This window comes from Pectobacterium sp. CHL-2024 (assembly GCF_044751765.1).
Taxonomy (GTDB): domain Bacteria; phylum Pseudomonadota; class Gammaproteobacteria; order Enterobacterales; family Enterobacteriaceae; genus Pectobacterium; species Pectobacterium brasiliense.
Map to the genome: position 1 here is coordinate 166505 of NZ_JBIXKO010000004.1, position 20236 is coordinate 186740.

Sequence of the window (20236 nt, forward strand, 5' to 3'; positions counted from 1 at the left end):
AACATTCATCGACTGATAAAAAATCGCTTACGACAACCCGCAAGGGTGAGAGGCAGAATGCCCGTCATAAACGCGAGCGTCAGTCTGAACATCATTGATCGTACCGAGCAGCTACGGCCCCGAAGGGATTAATGAAGGATTGTGTATGGAACTGCTTTGTCCCGCTGGCAACCTGCCGGCACTGAAAGCTGCCATCGATAATGGCGCAGATGCGGTCTATATCGGCCTGAAAGATGACACCAACGCACGTCATTTTGCCGGGCTTAACTTTACCGACAAGAAGCTACAGGAAGCGCGCGAGTACGTGCATCGTCATCGGCGTAAGCTGCATATCGCCATCAATACGTTTGCGCATCCGGACGGTTATCAGCGCTGGCAACGCGCTGTGGATATGGCTGCGCAGATCGGGGCCGACGTGCTGATCCTCGCCGATCTCGCCATGCTGGAATATGCTGCCGAGCGCTATCCCCATATTGAGCGTCACGTGTCGGTTCAGGCTTCCGCGACAAACACCGAAGCGATCCGCTTCTATCATCGCCATTTCGATGTCTCACGCATCGTGCTGCCGCGCGTATTATCCATCCATCAGGTGAAGCAAATCGCCCGCACCAGCCCCGTGCCACTCGAAGTGTTCGCCTTCGGTAGCCTGTGCATCATGGCGGAAGGCCGCTGCTATCTCTCTTCTTATCTGACCGGTGAATCACCGAATACCGTGGGTGCCTGCTCACCGGCGCGGTTTGTACGCTGGCAGCAGACGGAAAACGGCATGGAATCACGCCTGAACAATATCCTGATCGACCGCTATCAGGACGATGAAAACGCCGGTTATCCCACGTTGTGCAAAGGACGTTATTTAGTCGATGGGCAGCGCTACCATGCGCTGGAAGAACCAACCAGCCTGAACACGCTGGAACTGCTGCCTGAACTGATGGCTGCCAATATTGCCTCCGTGAAGATAGAAGGCCGCCAACGCAGCCCGGCTTACGTCAGCCAGATTACGCAAGTATGGCGACAGGCTATCGATCGCTGCCGCGCCAATCCTGAGACATTCGTTCCTACTCAGGCCTGGATGGATGCGTTAGGTGCGGTGGCTGAAGGCACACAAACCACGCTCGGCGCTTATCACCGCAAATGGCAGTAGCAGGAGAACACATGAAATACGCATTAGGGAATATTCTCTACTATTGGCCTAAAGAGGATGTTGAGGCGTTTTATCAGGCCGCGGTGAACAGCAGCGCCGATATCATTTATCTCGGTGAAACGGTGTGTAGCAAGCGCCGCCTGATGAAGGTGGCAGACTGGTTCACCGTTGCTCGTGAGGTCGCCAACAGCGGAAAGCAGGTGGTGATCTCTACGCTTGCGCTCTTACAAGCGCCGTCTGAGCTTACCGAGCTAAAACGCTATGTGGAGAACGGCGAGTTCTTGCTGGAAGCGAACGATCTGGGCGCAGTTAACATCGCCGCCGAACGCAATCTGCCGTTTGTCGCCGGACACGCGCTCAACTGCTACAACGCGTACACCCTGCGAGTCCTGCATAAACAAGGCATGGTGCGCTGGTGCATGCCAGTTGAGCTTTCCCGAGACTGGCTGCAAAACTTGCTGAATCAGTGTGACGAGCTTGGCTTTCGCCATCAATTTGAAGTGGAAGTACTCAGCTATGGTCATTTACCGCTAGCCTATTCCGCCCGCTGCTTTACTGCTCGTTCAGAAGATCGGCCGAAGGATGAATGCGAAACCTGCTGTCTCAGCTATCCACAAGGCAGAAAAATGCTGTCGCAGGAGAACCAGCAGGTGTTTGTCCTCAACGGCATTCAGACGCAAAGCGGCTATTGCTACAACCTCGGCAACGAACTGACGTCAATGCAGGATCTGGTCGATATCGTCCGGCTGTCCCCGAACGATATCAGCACGCCGGCGATGCTGGATAAATTCCGCGCTAACGAACAAGGCAATGCGCCATTAACGCTGGAAAATCAGGCGGATTGCAACGGTTACTGGCGTCGCGTCGCTGGCCTTGAACTCGTTCAATAACGCATTTCCTTTCAGGGCGGCCAGCCGCCCTTTCCTTCCTAAGCGCACCTTTGAACTACGTATAACCGCGACATTCCCGCATACTGATCTGACTTTCATCATTGACTGACGGCGTTAGCATCCACCGAATGGGTGGAGTCAGTGAACAACAAAGTGAGCCATATTATGTCTACGTCTTCTCAACCCACCGTGTTTTCCGTCCTCGATCTTGCGCCGATTCCGCAAGGTGCGACAGCACGTGACGCCTTCCATCGCTCGCTGGATCTGGCGCAGCATACAGAAAAATGGGGCTATCATCGTTATTGGCTGGCGGAACACCACAGCATGACGGGTATCGCCAGCGCGGCAACTTCCGTGCTTCTCGGCTATCTTGCTTCGGGAACACAGCGCATTCGTCTCGGTTCCGGCGGCGTGATGCTACCGAACCACTCACCGCTCGTCATCGCCGAGCAATTTGGTACGCTGGAATCACTGTATCCCGGCCGTATCGATTTGGGATTAGGCCGTGCGCCCGGCACCGATCAGCGCACCATGATGGCGCTGCGTCGTCACCTCAATGCCGATATCGAAGATTTCCCACGCGATGTGCAGGAATTGCAACGCTATTTCGCCGATGCACAGCCGGGTCAGGGAGTGCAAGCCGTCCCGGGACAAGGCTTACACGTTCCGATCTGGCTATTGGGATCGAGCCTGTATAGCGCACAGTTAGCCGCGAGACTGGGTTTACCTTTTGCCTTCGCCGCGCATTTCGCGCCCGATATGTTGCTGGAAGCATTCCGCCTCTACCGTGAAAACTTTGTCCCTTCTGCCACTCACGCCAAGCCCTACGCGATGGTTTGCGTCAATGTGGTGGCGGCCGATAGCGATCGGGACGCGCGTTTCCTCTTCACCTCGATGCAGCAGCAGTTCATCAATCTGCGCCGTGGTACGCCAGGCCCGCTGCCCACGCCGGTAGAAAACATCGACACGGTCGGCTCACCTGCCGAGCAGTTTGGCGCGGATCAAGCATTACGCCTGTCGATTGTTGGCGATAGCGCGAAAGTCCGTCACGGATTGCAGAGCCTTTTACGTGAAACACAGGCGGATGAAGTGATGATCAACGGTCAAATCTTTGATCATCAGGCGCGACTGCGATCGTTTGAAATCGCAATGGATATACGCCAGACGCTGTAATAACGAATGAGTGAGTTTGTTGTGACCAAAAAAAACGACCCTGAACGGGTCGTTTTGTATTGCAGTAGATTTTTAAAAAATCGTAGCTTATGCGTCAGCAGGACGACGACGTGGAGCGCGTGAAGCGCCGTCACGGTTATCACGGTTGAAAGAACGCTCACGACGCTCACCGCCGTTACCGTTACCTTCACGGCGTTCACCACCGCCGAAAGAGCGACGTGGTGCTGCGCCATCACGACGTTCGCCACCAGGACGACCACCGCCACGACGTTCTGGCTGTGCAACTGCATCACCCATCAACTGCATATTCATTGGTTTGTTCAGAATACGCGTACGGGTGAAATGTGATAACAGGTCGCCCGGCATACCTTTCGGCAGTTCAATCGTCGAGTGAGACGCGAACAGCTTGATGTTACCGATGTAGCGGCTGCTGATATCACCTTCGTTGGCGATGGCACCAACAATGTGGCGAACTTCAACGCCGTCATCACGACCCACTTCAATGCGATACAGTTCCATCTCGCCAGCATCACGACGCTCACGACGTTGTGGACGGTCACCGTCACGGCTGTCACGAGAATCGCGAGGATCACGACGACGATCGCCACGTGAATCACTGCGAGACTCATCACGATCGCGGAATTCGCGACGAGGACGGAATACCGGATCGGGTGGCAGAATCAGAGGACGTTCGCCCTGCGCCATTTTCAGCAGCGCAGCAGCCAGCGTTTCGACATCCAGCTCTTCCTGCGGTTGCAGTTTTGTCAGCAGTGCACGGTACATGTCCAGATCGCTGCTTTCCAGCTGTTGCTGTACTTTAGCGGCGAATTTAGCCAGACGGCGTTGACCCAGCAATTCTGCATTTGGCAATTCCACTTCAGGAATGGTCAGCTTCATTGTGCGTTCAACATTGCGCAGCAGGCGGCGTTCACGGTTTTCGACGAACAGCAGAGCGCGGCCCGCACGACCTGCACGACCGGTACGACCAATACGGTGGACGTAAGACTCGGCATCCATCGGGATATCGTAGTTCACTACCAGACTGATACGCTCAACGTCCAGACCACGCGCCGCAACGTCGGTCGCGATCAGGATATCCAGACGACCATCTTTCAGACGCTCCAGCGTTTGTTCACGCAGCGCCTGATTCATGTCACCGTTCAGCGCGGCGCTGTTGTAACCGCTACGCTCCAGGGCTTCGGCCACTTCCAGCGTCGCGTTTTTGGTACGAACGAAAATAATCGCCGCATCAAAATCTTCCGCTTCCAGGAAACGTACCAGCGCTTCATTTTTACGCATACCCTGCACCGTCCAGTAGCTCTGGCTGATGTCTGGGCGCGTAGTAATGCTTGATTGAATCCGAACTTCTTGTGGATCTTTCATGAAACGGCGCGTAATGCGGCGAATCGCTTCAGGCATGGTCGCAGAGAACAGCGCTGTCTGATGTTCAGCAGGGATCTGAGCCATGATGTTTTCAACATCTTCGATGAAGCCCATACGCAGCATTTCATCAGCTTCGTCCAGCACCAAACCACTCAGGTTGGACAGATCCAACGTACCGCGTTTCAGGTGATCCAGCAGACGGCCTGGCGTACCCACAACGATCTGTGCACCACCACGCAAAGCGCGCAGTTGCACGTCATAGCGCTGGCCGCCGTACAGTGCAACGACATTCACGCCGTGCATATGTTTGGAGAAATCATTGCAGGCCTCTGCTACCTGCACCGCCAGCTCGCGGGTCGGTGCCAGCACCAGAATCTGTGGTGCTTTAAGTTCAGGTTTCAGATTGTTCAGTAATGGCAGAGAGAATGCTGCAGTTTTACCGCTACCGGTCTGTGCCATACCCAGCACATCGCGACCGTTCAGCAGGTGAGGAATACATTCCGCCTGAATCGGAGACGGTTTTTCATAGCCCAAATCAGTCAGGGCATTAAGGATAGAGGTGTTCAGCCCCAAATCGGCAAAAGAAGTTACTAAATCAGTCATGTACACGTGCCTCATTAAACATGGCGGCCAGTCTACATAACTCGTCGTGAAAATTTTCAGTCATTTTCATTGAAAAGTGTGAACCGGCTCAAATTGGATTAAAAAGCGAACAAAAAAGCCCTCACCCGTGAAGGTGATAACCGAAGTTTTTCAGGCTGATTAAGTGTTCGTCAGCTATTGCTGGTCCGATCCTGATAGGTCGTCTTGCTCTTGGCCTAATAGCGCCAATTCCAACAATGCATAGCGGTGCTCAACAAAGTTATGAACGTTGTTGGCAACCGTCAGCTTGAACAGCGCCAAAGCGGTGTTCTTGTCCCCCAGACTTAGGTAGTGCTTACCTAAATAGAAGTCAGTTTCACTGAGATGCTCAGCGAGCGAAGTGTTATCCGTAGCTTCTACCTGTAAACGCTGCATCAGTGTTTTTTCACTGATACTGCCCAGATAGAATTCGACAATATTCCATCCCCAAGGCCCTTTCTTGGCGTCGTCATAGCGTTTCTTCAACGCAATTTTGGCCGTCTCTGGATTGATTTCTCGCTCCACAAGATACAGCCACAACGAACGGAAAGGATCATTCGGATCGTCTCGATAAAACGCCAGCAGATCATCCTGCGCTAACAGGTAGCGACCGCCATAATACAAAGCGATGCCCCGGTTTAAACGCGCGTAATTGTAAGTTGGATCAAGCTCTAGTACAGAATCAAACGCTTCATAGGCAGCATCAAAATTGCCTGCCTGCGTTAAATAGATACCCAAATAGTTAAAAACTTCTGGAATATCAGGGCGGATCGTCAGCGCTTGTGAAAAATCATTCCGCGCCAATGCCCGTAACCCGAGACTATCATACAGCACTCCGCGCTCATATAATAGCTGTGCTCGCTCATCATCGGTTAATGCCCGGCTTGCAAGGATTTGTTCCATGCGTGCCAGGATCACTTCCTGCTGCAAAGTAGGCTGTAACGGAATCGCCAATACTGCGTCTTTACGCCAATCCGTGTTGCTGCATCCTGCCAGCATGAGTGCTGTTGCAACATAACACCAGCGCAAGAAAGGCTTCATTTCCCACTCCCGAAGACAAACATTGGATGAACATCCTGTCCCGGACCGCTCAACGCAAGGTCATCCATTCCCTTACGATACACGCAGCACCTTGCCATGATAATCAGGCAAGGTGCCATAAGACCGTTATCTAACAGTCGTTATTCCTCAGAAGACGGGGCTGCCGCTTCCTGAGTTTGCGCAGTTGCTTCTTTGATGCTTAAGCGCACGCGGCCCTGGCGATCAACTTCCAGAACCTTGACCGGCACTTCCTGACCCATTTGCAGGTAGTCAGTCACTTTCTCTACGCGCTTATCGGCGATCTGAGAAATATGCACCAGGCCTTCTTTGCCGCCGCCAATAGCGACGAAAGCACCAAAATCAACGATGCGGGTAACTTTACCCTGATACACGCGGCCGACTTCGATTTCGGCAGTGATCTCTTCAATACGACGAATCGCGTGTTTCGCTTTTTCGCCGTCGGTTGAAGCGATCTTCACAGTACCATCGTCTTCAATTTCAATAGTCGTACCTGTTTCTTCCGTCAGCGCACGAATCACAGAACCACCTTTACCGATTACATCTTTAATCTTATCGGTACTGATCTTGATGGTGTGAATACGCGGTGCGAATTCAGAGATATCGCCACGTGGTGTGCTGATCGCCTGCTCCATCACGCCCAGAATGTGCAAACGAGCACCTTTGGCCTGATTCAAAGCAACCTGCATGATCTCACGGGTAATCCCTTCGATCTTGATATCCATCTGCAGCGCGGTGATACCTTCACGGCTACCAGCCACTTTGAAGTCCATATCGCCCAGGTGGTCTTCGTCACCCAGAATGTCAGACAGAACAACAAAATTGTCGCCTTCTTTAACCAGACCCATCGCGATACCCGCAACGGCTGATTTGATTGGCACGCCCGCATCCATCAGTGCCAGAGAAGCACCGCAGACAGACGCCATGGAAGAAGAACCGTTGGATTCCGTGATTTCAGACACCACACGCACGGTGTACGGGAATTCGTTCGCCTTCGGCATAACTGCCAACACGCCACGCTTAGCCAGACGACCGTGACCGATCTCACGACGCTTAGGCGAACCGACCATACCGGTTTCACCAACAGAGTACGGAGGGAAGTTGTAGTGCAGCAGGAAGCGATCGGTACGTTCACCGGTCAGTTCGTCAATATTCTGCGCATCACGCTCAGTCCCCAACGTTGCAGTGACCAACGCCTGCGTTTCACCACGGGTGAACAGTGCAGAACCGTGGGTACGCGGCAGTACGCCAGTACGCACATCCAGACCACGAATCATGTCTTTTTCACGGCCATCGATACGCGGTTCGCCAGCCAGCACGCGGCTACGTACGACATTTTTCTCAACGTTACCCAGAATTTCCTGGATATCGCCCGCATTCAGCGTTTCGTCTTCGGCTTGCAGAGCAGCAGCAACATCAGCTTTGATGACGTCAACTTGTGCATAACGCTCTTGTTTTTCAGTGATGCGGTAAGCGTCACCCAGACGTGCTTCAGACAAAGCCTGTACACGCTGCTCTAAAGAAACGTTAACTTCTGGCGCATGCCATTCCCACTTCGGTTTGCCTGCTTCAGCAACCAGAGCGTTAATGTTCTGGATAACGATCTGCTGTTGCTCGTGACCAAACACCACAGCACCCAGCATCTGATCTTCACTCAGAATGTCGGCTTCGGATTCCACCATCAGAACCGCGCCTTCCGTACCTGCAACCACCAGATCCAGACGGCTTTCTTTCAGCTCATCCATCGTTGGGTTCAGGACATACTGATCGTTCAGGTAGCCGACGCGCGCAGCGCCGATAGGGCCGCTGAATGGAATACCAGACAGGCTCAACGCCGCAGAGGCACCAATCATGGCAACGATGTCAGGGCTAACCTGTGGGTTAACAGAAACGACGGTCGCAATCACCTGAACTTCATTCAGGAAACCTTCTGGGAACAGAGGGCGGATTGGGCGGTCGATCAAGCGAGAAATCAGCGTTTCGCCTTCACTTGGACGGCCTTCACGACGGAAAAAACCACCAGGGAAACGCCCAGCAGCGTAAGTACGCTCCTGATAGTTAACCGTTAATGGGAAGAAACTTTGGCCGGGTTTGGCGTTTTTCGCGCCGACCACAGTAACGAATACTGCGGTGTCATCCATGCTTACCATCACAGCGGCGGTAGCCTGGCGTGCCATCATACCGGTCTCTAACGTGACGGTATGCTGACCATATTGGAACTTACGGACGATCGGATTCAGCAAAATAATATCCTTAGCTGGGGCGCGCTACACGTATTCAAGATAAACGCGCCAGTGAACTCCCGACCTTTACACTACATCCTCACGACTAATGACAACCCTTATCTTGCTTATGCAGATAAAGCCTCTCATTAGCCGCGCGAACCTCTGTAATGAAAGATCATATTAACAACAATACACTACTCTGTTTTGCTAACGCTTCCTAGAAGAAAGGGGCCAAAAGAGGCCCCTTCCCACTGAAACTCAGAAGACTTAGCGACGCAGACCCAGACGCTCGATCAGGCTGGTGTAACGTGCTACATCTTTACGCTTCAGGTAGTCCAGCAGCTTACGACGCTGAGAAACCATACGCAGCAGACCACGACGGCTGTGGTGATCTTTTTTGTGCTCAGAAAAGTGGCCTTGCAGATGGTTGATCTGCGCAGTCAGCAAAGCAACCTGAACTTCAGTAGAACCACTATCGTTAGTGCCACGACCGAAGTCTGCTACGATTTTAGCTTTAGCTTCAACACTTAGAGACATTGTAATACTCCAAACATTATAGATAAAAAACAGGCGCCGATCTCTAATTCAGCCACCCAATAGTCAAGCCGCGCTATTCTACCCTCAGCGTTCTGCGATAGCAAGGCAGCAACAGGCGGGTTTACACCGGAAACTCAACAACCAGACGACGTGGCGCAACACGGCCATCGCTATCGATTTCGCCCATTCCGATAAATTTGTGTTCGTCACCTTCGGTGATTCTCACCATGCCGTTCGAGGGCACATTCGCTGCCTGAACCGCTTGCCCCAGCTTCAAATAACCCGCGACAACCGGCGTCAGATTCACCTCAGGAAAATCAATGACTGGGCTTTCCATCGGCATAAGCAGCGGATCGAGACTCTGCGAAAGTGGGAGCTCTTGTGTTTGAGCCTGCTCGGCCAAAGCCGCTAGCTGCTCCAGCGTCACCATTCTTTCGGTAGGATAGGTGGCAACCTGTAAACGACGCAGGTAAATCACATGCGCGCCACAGCCCAACTTTTCGCCCAGATCGTCAATAATGGTACGGATGTACGTGCCTTTCGAACAGTGAATCTCCAGCTCTAGCTCATCACCTTCCCAGCGAATGAACTGCAGTTCGTACACGGTGATTTCACGCGCTTCACGTGGAACCGTCAGACCCTGACGCGCATACTCATACAGTTTACGCCCCTGATACTTCAGCGCCGAGTACATGGACGGCACTTGCTGCGTGGTACCACGAAAACCTTCCAGCGCCTGCTCCAGATCGGTAGCAGAAAAACCAATCGCACGCTCTTCAATCACGTTGCCATCGGCATCAGAAGTGTCAGTCCGTTGCCCAAGTCGGGCAATAACACGGTAGCGTTTATCAGAATCCAGCAGATACTGGGAAAATTTCGTCGCTTCCCCAAGACAAATCGGCAACATACCGGTGGCTAATGGATCCAACGCCCCCGTATGGCCCGCTCTGTTGGCGTTAAAAATCCGTTTTACCTTCTGCAAAACATCATTAGACGACACGCCCTGCGGCTTATCTAATAGCAATACGCCGTGTATATCACGGCCACGGCGACGAGGACGACTCATTAATCCTCCTGATCTTCGCCCGTAACAGAACGACGTTCCGTATCGTTTTTGATCACATTGGTCACCAGATTGGACATTCTCATCCCTTCAACCAACGAGTTGTCGTAGGAAAATGTCAGTGCCGGGACAACACGCAGGCGCATCGCTTTGCCAACCAGGGTACGGATAAAACCAGACGCATCCTGCAGTGCTTTGATTGCCGTTTGAACTTGCTCTGGTTCGTTATCATTCAGGAAGGTCACAAAAACCTTGGCATACGCCAGATCGCGGGACACTTCCACACCGGATACGGTCGCCATGCCGATACGCGGATCTTTCACTTCACGCTGAATGATAATGGCGATTTCTTTTTGCATTTCCTGCGCAACGCGCTGGGTGCGGCTGAATTCTTTTGCCATGATAAATTCTCCAGTAAAAATCGGGGGGCACTAGGCCCCCCTTACGAATCACTTACGTCGTCGCTGAAAACGGATTACGCGATCGTACGTTTGATCTCAATCGTTTCAAAGACTTCGATCATATCGCCAGGGCGAACGTCGTTGTAGTTCTTCACGCCGATACCACATTCCATGCCGTTACGGACTTCGTTAACGTCATCTTTGAAGCGGCGCAGAGATTCCAGCTCGCCTTCATAGATCACCACGTTGTCACGCAGTACACGGATCTTGTTGTGACGCTTAACGATACCTTCCGTCACCATACAACCGGCGATAGCGCCAAATTTCGGTGATTTAAAGACGTCACGCACTTCGGCCAGACCGATGATCTCTTGCTTATATTCAGGCGCCAACATACCGCTCATCGCCTGTTTCACTTCGTCGATCAAATCATAGATGACGGAGTAATAACGCAGATCCAGACTTTCCGCTTCAACGACGCGGCGAGCTGATGCATCTGCACGAACGTTAAAGCCAAGGATAATCGCATTCGATGCCGCTGCCAGCGTGGCGTCCGTTTCTGTGATACCGCCCACACCGGAACCGACGATCTTCACTTTCACTTCATCAGTAGACAGTTTCTGCAGTGAATCGGAAATCGCTTCACAAGAACCCTGAACGTCAGATTTCAGAACGATGTTCAGCTCAGAAACTTCACCTTCTGTCATGTTGGCAAACATGTTTTCCAGTTTAGATTTCTGCTGACGAGCCAGTTTAACTTCACGGAATTTACCCTGACGATACAAGGCAACTTCACGCGCTTTCTTCTCGTCACGAACAACCGTCGCTTCGTCACCTGCAGCAGGCACACCGGACATACCAAGAATTTCTACCGGAATAGAAGGACCTGCGGACGTGATTTCACGGCCTAATTCATCACGCATCGCACGAACACGGCCATATTCGAAGCCGCACAGAACGATATCGCCTTTATTCAGCGTACCTTCACGAACCAGTACGGTTGCAACCGGGCCACGACCTTTATCCAGGAAGGATTCGATCACGACACCGTTCGCCATGCCGCTACGGACCGCTTTCAGTTCCAGAACTTCGGCCTGCAACAGAATCGCATCCAGCAGTTCGTCGATACCGGTACCGGCTTTAGCAGATACGTGAACAAACTGAGATTCACCACCCCACTCTTCCGGCATGATGCCGTACTGAGACAGTTCCGTTTTCACACGATCTGGATCAGAGTCAGGTTTATCGATTTTGTTGACGGCAACAACAACCGGAACCTGAGCTGCTTTCGCATGCTGGATAGCTTCGATGGTCTGAGGCATCACGCCATCATCCGCAGCGACAACCAGTACCACGATATCCGTTGCCTGAGCACCACGAGCACGCATTGCGGTAAACGCGGCGTGTCCCGGCGTATCCAGGAACGTGATCATACCGTTGTCGGTTTCAACGTGGTAAGCACCGATATGCTGGGTAATCCCACCCGCTTCACCTGCTGCTACCTTGGTTGAACGAATATAGTCAAGCAGTGAGGTTTTACCGTGGTCAACGTGGCCCATGATGGTCACGACTGGCGCGCGGGATTCAGCCGCAACACCCGTATCACGGTCGCTCATTACCGCTTCTTCCAGCTCGTTTTCACGACGCAGGATAACTTTATGGCCCATCTCTTCCGCGACGAGTTGCGCGGTTTCCTGGTCGATGACCTGGTTGATGGTTGCCATTGCACCCAGTTTCATCATCGTTTTGATGACCTGAGAGCCTTTAACCGCCATTTTGTTAGCCAGTTCAGCAACGGTAACTGTTTCGCCGATGATCACATCGCGGTTCACTGCCTGAGCGGGTTTATTGAAGCTCTGCTGCAGTGTACTTGGCTTACGTTTACCTTTACCACCACGGGTAACAGCACGCGCTTCTTCACGGTCAGCCTTGGACTCAGACTGGCGATTACCTTTCTTCTGCTTGGTGACTTTGGCTGCGCGAGTACGGGTACGGCGCTCACCTTCAACCTGACGGTCGTTTTCATCTTCCGCTTCGCGGGCATGATGAGAGGTCGTCACATGATAATCGGCAGATTCTTCAGGTTTAGCGCTTTCCGCTTCCCAACGCCCGGCATTTTCTTCAGCCATACGGCGAGCTTCTTCAGCAATACGACGCGCTTCTTCTTCAACCTTAAGGCGTGCAGTTTCTTCTGCTTTACGCTTAAGTTCGGCAGCTTCCGCTTCACGTTTCGCTTTCTCAGACTGAGCCGGCTTGGTCATATTTTCGTTTTGTTGGTTCGTCACTTTTTCTTTTTCCGCTACATCACGCTTAGCTTTTTCAGCGGCCTCACGTTTGGCTTGCTCGTCGGCAGCACGCTTCGCTTTCTCAGCAGCTTCGCGCAGATCGGCCTCGCGTTTAGCCTGCTCTTCAGCGGCACGTTGTGCCTGTTCTTCCGCTTCACGCCGTGCCTGCTCTTCCTCTTCAGCCTGTTGGGCATCAATCGGATCGCGTTTTACATAAGTGCGTGTCTTGCGGACTTCGATCTGCACCGACTTACTTTTGCCGCCAGTGCTAGGGACATTTAACGTGCTGCGCGTTTTGCGTTGCAGCGTCAATTTACTCGGCGCATTACCGCGATCGCGGTTCAGATGCGCCAATAACGTTTCTTTTTCATGCTGGGTCACAGAGTCTGATGCAGACTTGGTCATTCCCGCATCAGCAAACTGCTGTATCAGGCGGTCAACCGGAGTCTGAATCTCTGCGGCCAACGATTTTACGGTTACATCTGTCATGCTGTTCCTTTCCTGCTACAGTTCGTTATTCGTTGTCGTCGCCAAACCAACAGATATTACGTGCGGCCATAATCAATTCGCCCGCTTGCTCATCATTGAGCTCTTCAATATCTGTCAGGTCGTCAACACCCTGTTCAGCAAGATCTTCCAGCGTACAAACACCGATCGCAGCAAGCTTGAATGCCAACTCACGCGACAGCCCAGGCAAGCCAAGCAAGTCTTCAGCAGGTTGACCGTCACCTCGGCTTTCTTCATGCGCCAGTGCCAGCGTTGTTAATGCGGCTTTCGCCCGCTCACGCAATGCTTCAACGGTTTCTTCATCAAGGCCTTCAATGGCCAACAGTTCCTTGATTGGCACGTAAGCCAGTTCTTCAAGGGAGGAGAAACCTTCTTCAACCAGCACGGTGGCAAACTCGTCATCAATATCAAGGTGCTTGGTAAAGACGTCGATTGCAGCATGTGCTTCAGCCTGATGCTTGGCTTGAAGATCTTCCACTGTCATCACGTTCAGTTCCCAACGATCGTCTGAACGATGCTGTTTCAACAGTTGGGAAGCCAAACGTACGTTCTGCCCGTTTCGACCAATCGCCTGAGCCAGATTGCTCGACTCAACAGCGATATCCATCGTGCAGGTATCTTCATCAACCACGATCGATACCACATCGGCAGGTGCCATGGCATTGATGACAAACTGCGCAGGATTATCATCCCACAGAATGATATCAATACGCTCGCCGCCCAGCTCGCTGGAAACAGCCTGCACACGCGCACCGCGCATACCGACGCAAGCACCGACGGGATCGATACGTTTGTCATTCGTCTTCACTGCAATTTTTGCACGTGAACCCGGATCGCGGGCCGCTGCCTTAATCTCGATAACTTCTTCGCCGATTTCTGGCACTTCAATGCGGAAGAGTTCAACCAGCATTTCCGGACGGGAACGGCTGACAAACAGTTGAGCACCGCGAGCTTCAGGACGAACGGAGTACAGCACGCCACGAATACGGTCGCCAGGGCGGAAATTTTCACGAGGCAGCATATCTTCACGGCCAATTACCGCTTCTGCACTGGTGTTAGAGCCATCGATTGGTCTGACTTCAAGCGAAATATTATCACGGTTCACCTTCTTCACGACACCGGTGATAATCTCGCCTTCTTGCTCACGGAACTGATCAACAACCATCGCACGTTCTGCTTCACGAACTTTCTGTACGATAACCTGTTTTGCCGTTTGCGTCGTAATGCGGTCAAACGTTACGGATTCGATTTGATCTTCAACGTAACCGCCGACATCAAGAGCAGGATCTTCAAACTGTGCCGCTTCAAGCGTAATTTCGCGGGTTGGCTGAGTGACTTCATTCACCACTAACCAACGACGGAAGGTATCAAAATCGCCCGTTTTGCGATCGATACTGACGCGGACATCAATTTCCTGCTCATATTTTTTCTTGGTCGCTGTCGCCAGTGCGGTTTCCAGCGCTTCAAAAATCTTCTCGCGCGGGAGGGCTTTCTCATTGGAAACTGCTTCAACAACAGCCAGAATCTCTTTGTTCATCCTAGTTGCCTCATCCAAACTTTAAAAGTGGGGTACAAGATTCGCTTTCTGAATGTTGCTCAGCGCGAATACTTCATCTTTGCCTTCCACTGTTATGGTGATCATTTCGCCGTCAACAGCTTTGATCACACCCAACCATTTACGGCGATTCTGGACTGCCATACGCAGCACCACTGTGACCTCTTCACCGACGAAATGCAGATAATGTGCTGCCGTGAATAAGGGACGCTCAAGCCCTGGAGACGACACCTCCAGGTTATAGGCGACGGTGATTGGATCTTCTACGTCCAATACTGCACTGACCTGGTGGCTGACATCAGCACAATCATCAACAGTGATCCCATCTTCACTATCAATATAGATACGCAGCGTCGATTGGCGACTGCGGATGAACTCAATCCCAACCAATTCGTAGCCTAACGCGGCAACGGGTGCTGAAATCATCTCTGTTAATTTTTGCTCTAATGTGGACAAGTCCACCCCCAAGACATAAAAAAAGGGCCTAATAGCCCAGTTGTTTGTTGCCAAATAACAAAAAACCCCGAAAGATCGGGGCTTTATGCAACTGGACCCTAATACCGCTAACCAGCGCGGCATAACTTTCGGTGAAGGATTTTTTCAAAAATCACTGCAAAAAGAGATAGAAATTGAGTGAAGAACGTATTTGAAAAAACACTTTACTGGAAGTTAAGTGGTTGCGGGGGCCGGATTTGAACCGACGACCTTCGGGTTATGAGCCCGACGAGCTACCAAGCTGCTCCACCCCGCGTCCGAAATCGTGGCAAATACTACGCTGACAACTGCATAAATGCAAGTCATCCATAGGATTGGTTCGAAGGCGATTTTTATACGTGTAATACGCTTTTTTGTCAAGAATCATAAAGGACGTAGAAGCGGCCATCGCGATGATGGGCATTCTACTAGGGAGCAGATCTTGTGTCGTCACGCTAGCTGCAAAGCGAGCCAACCGTTGCAAAAAGGCACGGACGCCAGAAATAGCTGAAAGACGCGACGCTGTGGGGGATTCCCTGATGCTTAAAAATAAAACAATAACTGAATATATAATAGGATAAAACTTATCTTCGTTCTTCTAATAGTACGATCGCAGCTTGTGTTCTGTTACGCACATTAAGCCGCCTGAAAATCGACTCCAGGTGTGACTTCACGGTGCCTGCACTGATGTTTAATGTTCGACTGATTTGTTTATTAGAAGCCCCTGACGCAATCAGTTGCAGAACCTCATGCTGCCTTTCACTGAGTTTGCCTTTTACACTGTTATCGACACTCCCCCCTCATAAATCACCCCATCATCCGGCAAACAGACCATACCCATCGACACCGTTTTTAATGCCTGAGCAATAGAATCAACTGGCGATGTTTTAAGAATGACGCTCATCACATGTTTTTTCAGATAATTATTCAAAATATGTCTTTCAATCGCATAAACCATAATAATCACACTGACGTTAATATATTTTTCATGCAGTGCTTCAAGGAAAAAACTGTACTCGCCACCTTCTTTATTACAATTGAGTAAAATAAAAGTGTTGTTCATCACCTCAAGGAAAGGCCATACATCGTCAATATCTTTTACACCAACAATATTGGCATCGTGCATAAAATCATTCAGCCCAACAGATAACCCTTGAATGAAAACAAGGGGCTTGTCAATAATAACAACATTCACTATGCAATCTCCATTTACCTTTATTTTATTAAAAATGCCCTCTAAGAAGTTTTAGCCTATCTTGAAAGATATGATGTCACGCCATTTGGCATATGCCGTCTACCTTATAGACTGAGCCATATTTATTCGCGCATACTGACATGATAATTTCAGAAAGCCGCCCCAAAGAGGAATACTCTTAGCAATGAAACATCATCTCAAAATAAGACCTAACGGCGTAATGATTTCATAAACACACAAAACACACAAAACACACAAAACACACAAAACACACAAAAATATTTATTGCCAATTTAAAACAGGAAAAATAAAAGAGAGGGAAATTTCCATGTCATATTACATTATATATCTAACACAATGACGGATACGCACCACCCTTATTAGCTGTTAACGTTTTCTCAAATTATAATTTATTTAACCCCAGGCTATTCATGTCTATTCTCTGAAGAATAAGATAAGGAGAACGTATGTCGTTTAAGAACTGGATAACGGGGGAAAATAAAAAAACAGACAAGGGTGATAATGCCCAAGGGAAAAATCACCTCATCTTTAGACGATCATAACATCACTAATTTTCACGTCAGCATGTCGCCTTCAGGCAAAAACAAAAAAGGCAGAAATAATCAGCACGTCGATATAGAAATGCAATTCACTACGCTGGATCCTCCAGAAAGCATTATGCGGTTAATTGATGAATACACCAATCTCGTTCTTCCCCGAATAACACAAGAGGAAAAAAATAATGGCTAATATTCCAGACACGTTCAATGAAGCGGGTCTCTCTCTGATTAAGAGTTTTGGAGGTCTGAAATTAACAAAATATCGCGACACAGCAGGTAAATTGACGATTGGATATGGACATTTAATACTGCCGAATGAAAACTTTGATAATTTAATTACCCTCCAGGAAGCGGATTTATTGTTACGGTAGGAATTAAAAACAGCGGAAGCGGGTGTTCAGCATTATGTGAACGTTGACCTCAACGGAAATCAATTTGGTGCATTAACATGCATTTACCTACAACCTGGGAGTCAATAGCCTGAAGACGTCGACATTATTGCGCCTGCTTAACCAAGGTGACTATGCTGACGCGCCGATCAATTTCCACGCTGGGACAAAGATGGTGAGCAAGTCGTGGAAGGACTCCTTCGTCGTAGATAAGCAGAGAAAGCCCTTTCCCTACAAGCCATCACACTAAATTAATAGTCAACAGAAGTTAAAAAACGCTATTTTACAGAGTAAATCATCGTGGATATATTATGGATAATTCACAACTCCCTATCATTTATGACATCACTGTTCAGTGATATTTTTGCATCAGTTGCAGGACTATTCGGCGGCCTCAGTATTTCTTTTTTTGGCGACCGCAGAAGCTGAATAATTATGACCAATTCATTGCCGCATTAATCATTATCATCATCAGCATTTCAACTGCCTTCTCACTTCACTGGTAGGGATTATCGCCGAATTGCTGCACGTTAATATTAGTAAAATGGAGAACGCAATTGGATTAGGCTATCTGGTTGGCGCTATTAGCGTAGGGCTGGTTACGCTGCTGGCAAATTTCTTCAGCTATCGAGAGAACAACGATATTCTGGATGCTGCATCGGAAATAAAACAGGCTACCGATGCCTGGCCGCGTCAGATGAGGCTATTCACCACGCCAGAGGGGAAAGGCTATAAGTTCAGCTTCAAGACTCGGGGCGTGCTTGAGCTGGCATGGCAAGAACACGCGTTCGGAAGCATAGGCCACGGCGCTCCAACGGCTGACCTCACACCACAATCGATTGACGCCATCAAACAGCGCTGCACCACGCGGGTTCCCTACGCGCCGTTTATCACCGAGCCGGGTAATGCCAACACGGGCGAGAATTTCCTGTCGTTTAGCCAGCGTTGGAACAACCACCGCGAGATAAACGTGTGGGACTGGTTCCTGAGTCGATTGGGCCTGGAGAATTTCAGGACTTTATCAATATCCTGCAAGCCCATATCTATGCGACGGACGCTTACCGTGGCGAGCGCTACTCAGGTGATGTGCTGGTCGTCGAGGCAGAAGATATTTTACCCGGTCGTATCCGCCTGCCAGAGTCAGGACTGGGGTGGCGTCGCCTCACTTCAGGTTGTCTGACGGTACTGCCGACCGTCCGGCGATCATATCTCAATGATGAACGCACCGCACATTTCCCGCATAGCCGAACAGCTCAAAAAAGTATGGCAATAACACATTCGCCGTCTGCGGTTTCGAACGCAGAACGGCGATTTTATGACGTTAGTGAGGAGAAAACATGGGCCATCCCCCGTCGTTAACCGTTTGGCGATATCTGGTATCGCGCGATGCGCTTCTGACCATCATCATACCGGTCGTTATGTATAACATCGCATTTTTACAATGGGGGGCTGGCGTCGCGCTGTTAATAACAGCGATCTATTCCGGTATACTGCAACTCATCAGCCGCTGGCAAGGTTACCTGCCAATCATTGCTCTCATCCTGGTATCGGGGCTTAGCCACTACCTTTATCTGGAAGGCGTCATCCTGTTTGATATCCATCAAGAGAGCGTCTTTTTGTCGGTCAGCGGCGCAATTTCAACCGTGATTATTTTTTACCATTTACAGCATCAAGGGGCGTCCGGTCATACAAACATTGGCGGAACAAGCCACGCCAGCGCTTAAGACACTCCCCTGTGTACCTCAGGATTTTATTACGCATCGCCTGCCGCCAACGGCTCTGTCACCCTCTATTTTTCTCGGCGTGGTAGGCACACCGGGACGTTCCGCTTATTTTGGCATGAACAAAATTGCCAAACCCAAAGCGGGAGAGATGCAGGTGGTTTCCGCCGCATCAGGGGGCGTAGGTTCCGTCGTCGGTCAGTTAGGTAAACAGGCAGGATGCCATGGAGAAAGGGCAGTTAAAATATCGAGAGAACATTATTGAGGGAATAGAGAATGCGCCTCAAGCCTTTATCGACTTATTAGACAGCAAACACTTTGGCAAGCAGCTGGTGCGCCTGTAAGGCGCTGAGACAGTAAATTAAAGACAAAAAAATAGACGTCGATTGACGTCTATTTTTTATGTTGGTACCGAGGACGGGACTTGAACCCGTAAGCCCAATCGGGCACTACCACCTCAAGGTAGCGTGTCTACCAATTCCACCACCACGGCATCACAATTACTGCTTTAAAACGCTTACTTCGGAATGTCACTCGCCGGCGTTGAAGGCGCAGCAGGCGTTGTCGTCTGCTCGGCTTTTTCTGGCTGGCTCAGGTTATCCCATGCACCGCCTCTTTTCTGCAGCGAACTTAAGTTGCCCAGAATGAGACTGATAATGAAGAACAGGGTCGCCAGTATCGCCGTCATGCGGGTCATGAAATTACCAGAGCCGCTCGAACCGAACAAAGTGGCAGAAGCACCTGCTCCGAACGACGCTCCCATATCAGCACCTTTACCCTGCTGCAGCATGATCAAGGCAACCAGCCCGATCGATACTAACAGGAAAATCACTAATAGAGCTTCGTACATAGTCGTACCCGTTAACCGTTTTCCCCATGATTCATGGAGATGCTATATTCTGGCGGTAAACCGCGTGTCATTCCGCGAAGTAGGATGTAGAACATCCCTTATCAAGCGGGTCTGAATACTAACCAAAGGATGTAGCGTACGCAAGGGTAATTTGGTCACCACAGGTTGATTGCAGAAAAAAACAGCGGCTTTCGACGCAAGAGACCT

At 50.5% G+C, this 20236-nt stretch carries 19 protein-coding genes, 2 tRNA genes and 1 pseudogene; 7 read left to right on the forward strand and 15 right to left on the reverse strand.

Going from position 1 to position 20236, the window contains the following annotated elements; translation table 11 throughout:
• Nucleotides 1-145: 145 nt before the first annotated feature.
• The 3 genes from ACIPUG_RS09215 to ACIPUG_RS09225 all read left to right on the forward strand — a co-directional run bounded on the left by ACIPUG_RS09215 (nucleotide 146) and on the right by ACIPUG_RS09225 (nucleotide 3204).
• Nucleotides 146-1141, forward strand: coding sequence for a peptidase U32 family protein (locus ACIPUG_RS09215; protein WP_039502133.1), 996 nt, complete (start codon nucleotides 146-148; stop codon nucleotides 1139-1141).
• An 11-nt stretch (nucleotides 1142-1152) separates the two neighbouring features.
• Nucleotides 1153-2031, forward strand: coding sequence for a U32 family peptidase (locus ACIPUG_RS09220; RefSeq protein WP_277517664.1), 879 nt, complete (start codon nucleotides 1153-1155; stop codon nucleotides 2029-2031).
• Nucleotides 2032-2196: 165 nt separating this feature from the next.
• Nucleotides 2197-3204 (forward strand): luciferase-like monooxygenase, encoded by a 1008-nt coding sequence (locus ACIPUG_RS09225; RefSeq protein ID WP_400338225.1) that lies wholly within the window; start codon nucleotides 2197-2199, stop codon nucleotides 3202-3204.
• A gap of 87 nt (nucleotides 3205-3291) precedes the next feature.
• Here ACIPUG_RS09225 and ACIPUG_RS09230 read toward each other — a convergent pair whose 3' ends face one another.
• The 13 genes from ACIPUG_RS09230 to ACIPUG_RS09290 all read right to left on the reverse strand — a co-directional run bounded on the left by ACIPUG_RS09230 (nucleotide 3292) and on the right by ACIPUG_RS09290 (nucleotide 16509).
• Nucleotides 3292-5190 (reverse strand): DEAD/DEAH family ATP-dependent RNA helicase, encoded by a 1899-nt coding sequence (locus ACIPUG_RS09230; RefSeq protein WP_014914132.1) that lies wholly within the window; start codon nucleotides 5188-5190, stop codon nucleotides 3292-3294.
• Complete coding sequence (gene yrbN / locus ACIPUG_RS09235; RefSeq protein WP_099606227.1) at nucleotides 5183-5260, reverse strand: protein YrbN; 78 nt, start codon at nucleotides 5258-5260, stop codon at nucleotides 5183-5185. The genes ACIPUG_RS09230 and yrbN overlap by 8 nt, the downstream gene beginning before the upstream one ends.
• Before the next feature lie 104 nt (nucleotides 5261-5364).
• A complete protein-coding gene (nlpI, locus tag ACIPUG_RS09240; RefSeq protein WP_010279700.1) occupies nucleotides 5365-6249 on the reverse strand; it encodes a lipoprotein NlpI in 885 nt (294 codons plus the stop codon).
• Nucleotides 6250-6389: 140 nt separating this feature from the next.
• Nucleotides 6390-8510, reverse strand: coding sequence for a polyribonucleotide nucleotidyltransferase (gene pnp / locus ACIPUG_RS09245; protein WP_039462341.1), 2121 nt, complete (start codon nucleotides 8508-8510; stop codon nucleotides 6390-6392).
• Between the two features lie 249 nt (nucleotides 8511-8759).
• The gene (gene rpsO, locus ACIPUG_RS09250; RefSeq protein WP_010279698.1) at nucleotides 8760-9029 is read right to left on the reverse strand and encodes a 30S ribosomal protein S15; all 270 of its coding nucleotides are present in this window, start codon (nucleotides 9027-9029) and stop codon (nucleotides 8760-8762) included.
• A gap of 121 nt (nucleotides 9030-9150) precedes the next feature.
• Nucleotides 9151-10095 (reverse strand): tRNA pseudouridine(55) synthase TruB, encoded by a 945-nt coding sequence (gene truB / locus ACIPUG_RS09255; protein WP_052902307.1) that lies wholly within the window; start codon nucleotides 10093-10095, stop codon nucleotides 9151-9153.
• Nucleotides 10095-10493, reverse strand: a complete 399-nt coding sequence (gene rbfA, locus ACIPUG_RS09260) for a 30S ribosome-binding factor RbfA (protein WP_010279693.1) — start codon at nucleotides 10491-10493, stop codon at nucleotides 10095-10097. The genes truB and rbfA overlap by 1 nt, the downstream gene beginning before the upstream one ends.
• A 74-nt stretch (nucleotides 10494-10567) precedes the next feature.
• A complete protein-coding gene (gene infB / locus ACIPUG_RS09265) occupies nucleotides 10568-13267 on the reverse strand; it encodes a translation initiation factor IF-2 (protein ID WP_010300008.1) in 2700 nt (899 codons plus the stop codon).
• 25 nt (nucleotides 13268-13292) lie between these two features.
• Nucleotides 13293-14822: a transcription termination factor NusA gene (gene nusA / locus ACIPUG_RS09270; RefSeq protein WP_010279687.1), complete on the reverse strand. Its 1530-nt coding sequence runs from the start codon at nucleotides 14820-14822 to the stop codon at nucleotides 13293-13295.
• A gap of 21 nt (nucleotides 14823-14843) precedes the next feature.
• A complete protein-coding gene (rimP, locus tag ACIPUG_RS09275) occupies nucleotides 14844-15296 on the reverse strand; it encodes a ribosome maturation factor RimP (protein ID WP_010279686.1) in 453 nt (150 codons plus the stop codon).
• 218 nt (nucleotides 15297-15514) lie between these two features.
• A tRNA-Met gene (locus ACIPUG_RS09280) sits at nucleotides 15515-15591 on the reverse strand.
• 307 nt (nucleotides 15592-15898) lie between these two features.
• Nucleotides 15899-16057 carry a LuxR C-terminal-related transcriptional regulator gene (locus ACIPUG_RS09285; protein ID WP_338108240.1) on the reverse strand — a complete coding sequence of 53 codons (159 nt, stop codon included), beginning with the start codon at nucleotides 16055-16057 and terminating at the stop codon, nucleotides 15899-15901.
• Between the two features lie 32 nt (nucleotides 16058-16089).
• The gene (locus ACIPUG_RS09290) at nucleotides 16090-16509 is read right to left on the reverse strand and encodes a hypothetical protein (RefSeq protein WP_400338228.1); all 420 of its coding nucleotides are present in this window, start codon (nucleotides 16507-16509) and stop codon (nucleotides 16090-16092) included.
• A 522-nt stretch (nucleotides 16510-17031) separates the two neighbouring features.
• On the opposite strand from ACIPUG_RS09290, the gene ACIPUG_RS09295 reads away from it, so the two are divergent.
• From ACIPUG_RS09295 to ACIPUG_RS09310, 4 genes and pseudogenes are all read left to right on the forward strand, one after another.
• The gene (locus ACIPUG_RS09295) at nucleotides 17032-17259 is read left to right on the forward strand and encodes a DUF2589 domain-containing protein (RefSeq protein ID WP_051906054.1); all 228 of its coding nucleotides are present in this window, start codon (nucleotides 17032-17034) and stop codon (nucleotides 17257-17259) included.
• A pseudogene (locus ACIPUG_RS09300) lies at nucleotides 17252-17671 on the forward strand (lysozyme). Before ACIPUG_RS09295 ends, ACIPUG_RS09300 begins: the two are co-directional and overlap by 8 nt.
• 331 nt (nucleotides 17672-18002) lie before the next feature.
• Entirely contained in the window at nucleotides 18003-18638 is a 636-nt protein-coding gene (locus ACIPUG_RS09305; RefSeq protein ID WP_400338230.1) for a hypothetical protein, read from the forward strand.
• Nucleotides 18639-18795: 157 nt separating this feature from the next.
• Nucleotides 18796-19182, forward strand: coding sequence for a hypothetical protein (locus ACIPUG_RS09310; RefSeq protein ID WP_400338232.1), 387 nt, complete (start codon nucleotides 18796-18798; stop codon nucleotides 19180-19182).
• A 403-nt stretch (nucleotides 19183-19585) separates the two neighbouring features.
• Here ACIPUG_RS09310 and ACIPUG_RS09315 read toward each other — a convergent pair.
• Both ACIPUG_RS09315 and secG read right to left on the reverse strand, forming a co-directional pair.
• Nucleotides 19586-19672: transfer RNA gene (locus ACIPUG_RS09315), tRNA-Leu, on the reverse strand.
• 24 nt (nucleotides 19673-19696) lie between these two features.
• Nucleotides 19697-20029, reverse strand: coding sequence for a preprotein translocase subunit SecG (gene secG, locus ACIPUG_RS09320; RefSeq protein WP_014914113.1), 333 nt, complete (start codon nucleotides 20027-20029; stop codon nucleotides 19697-19699).
• Nucleotides 20030-20236 lie beyond the last annotated feature (207 nt).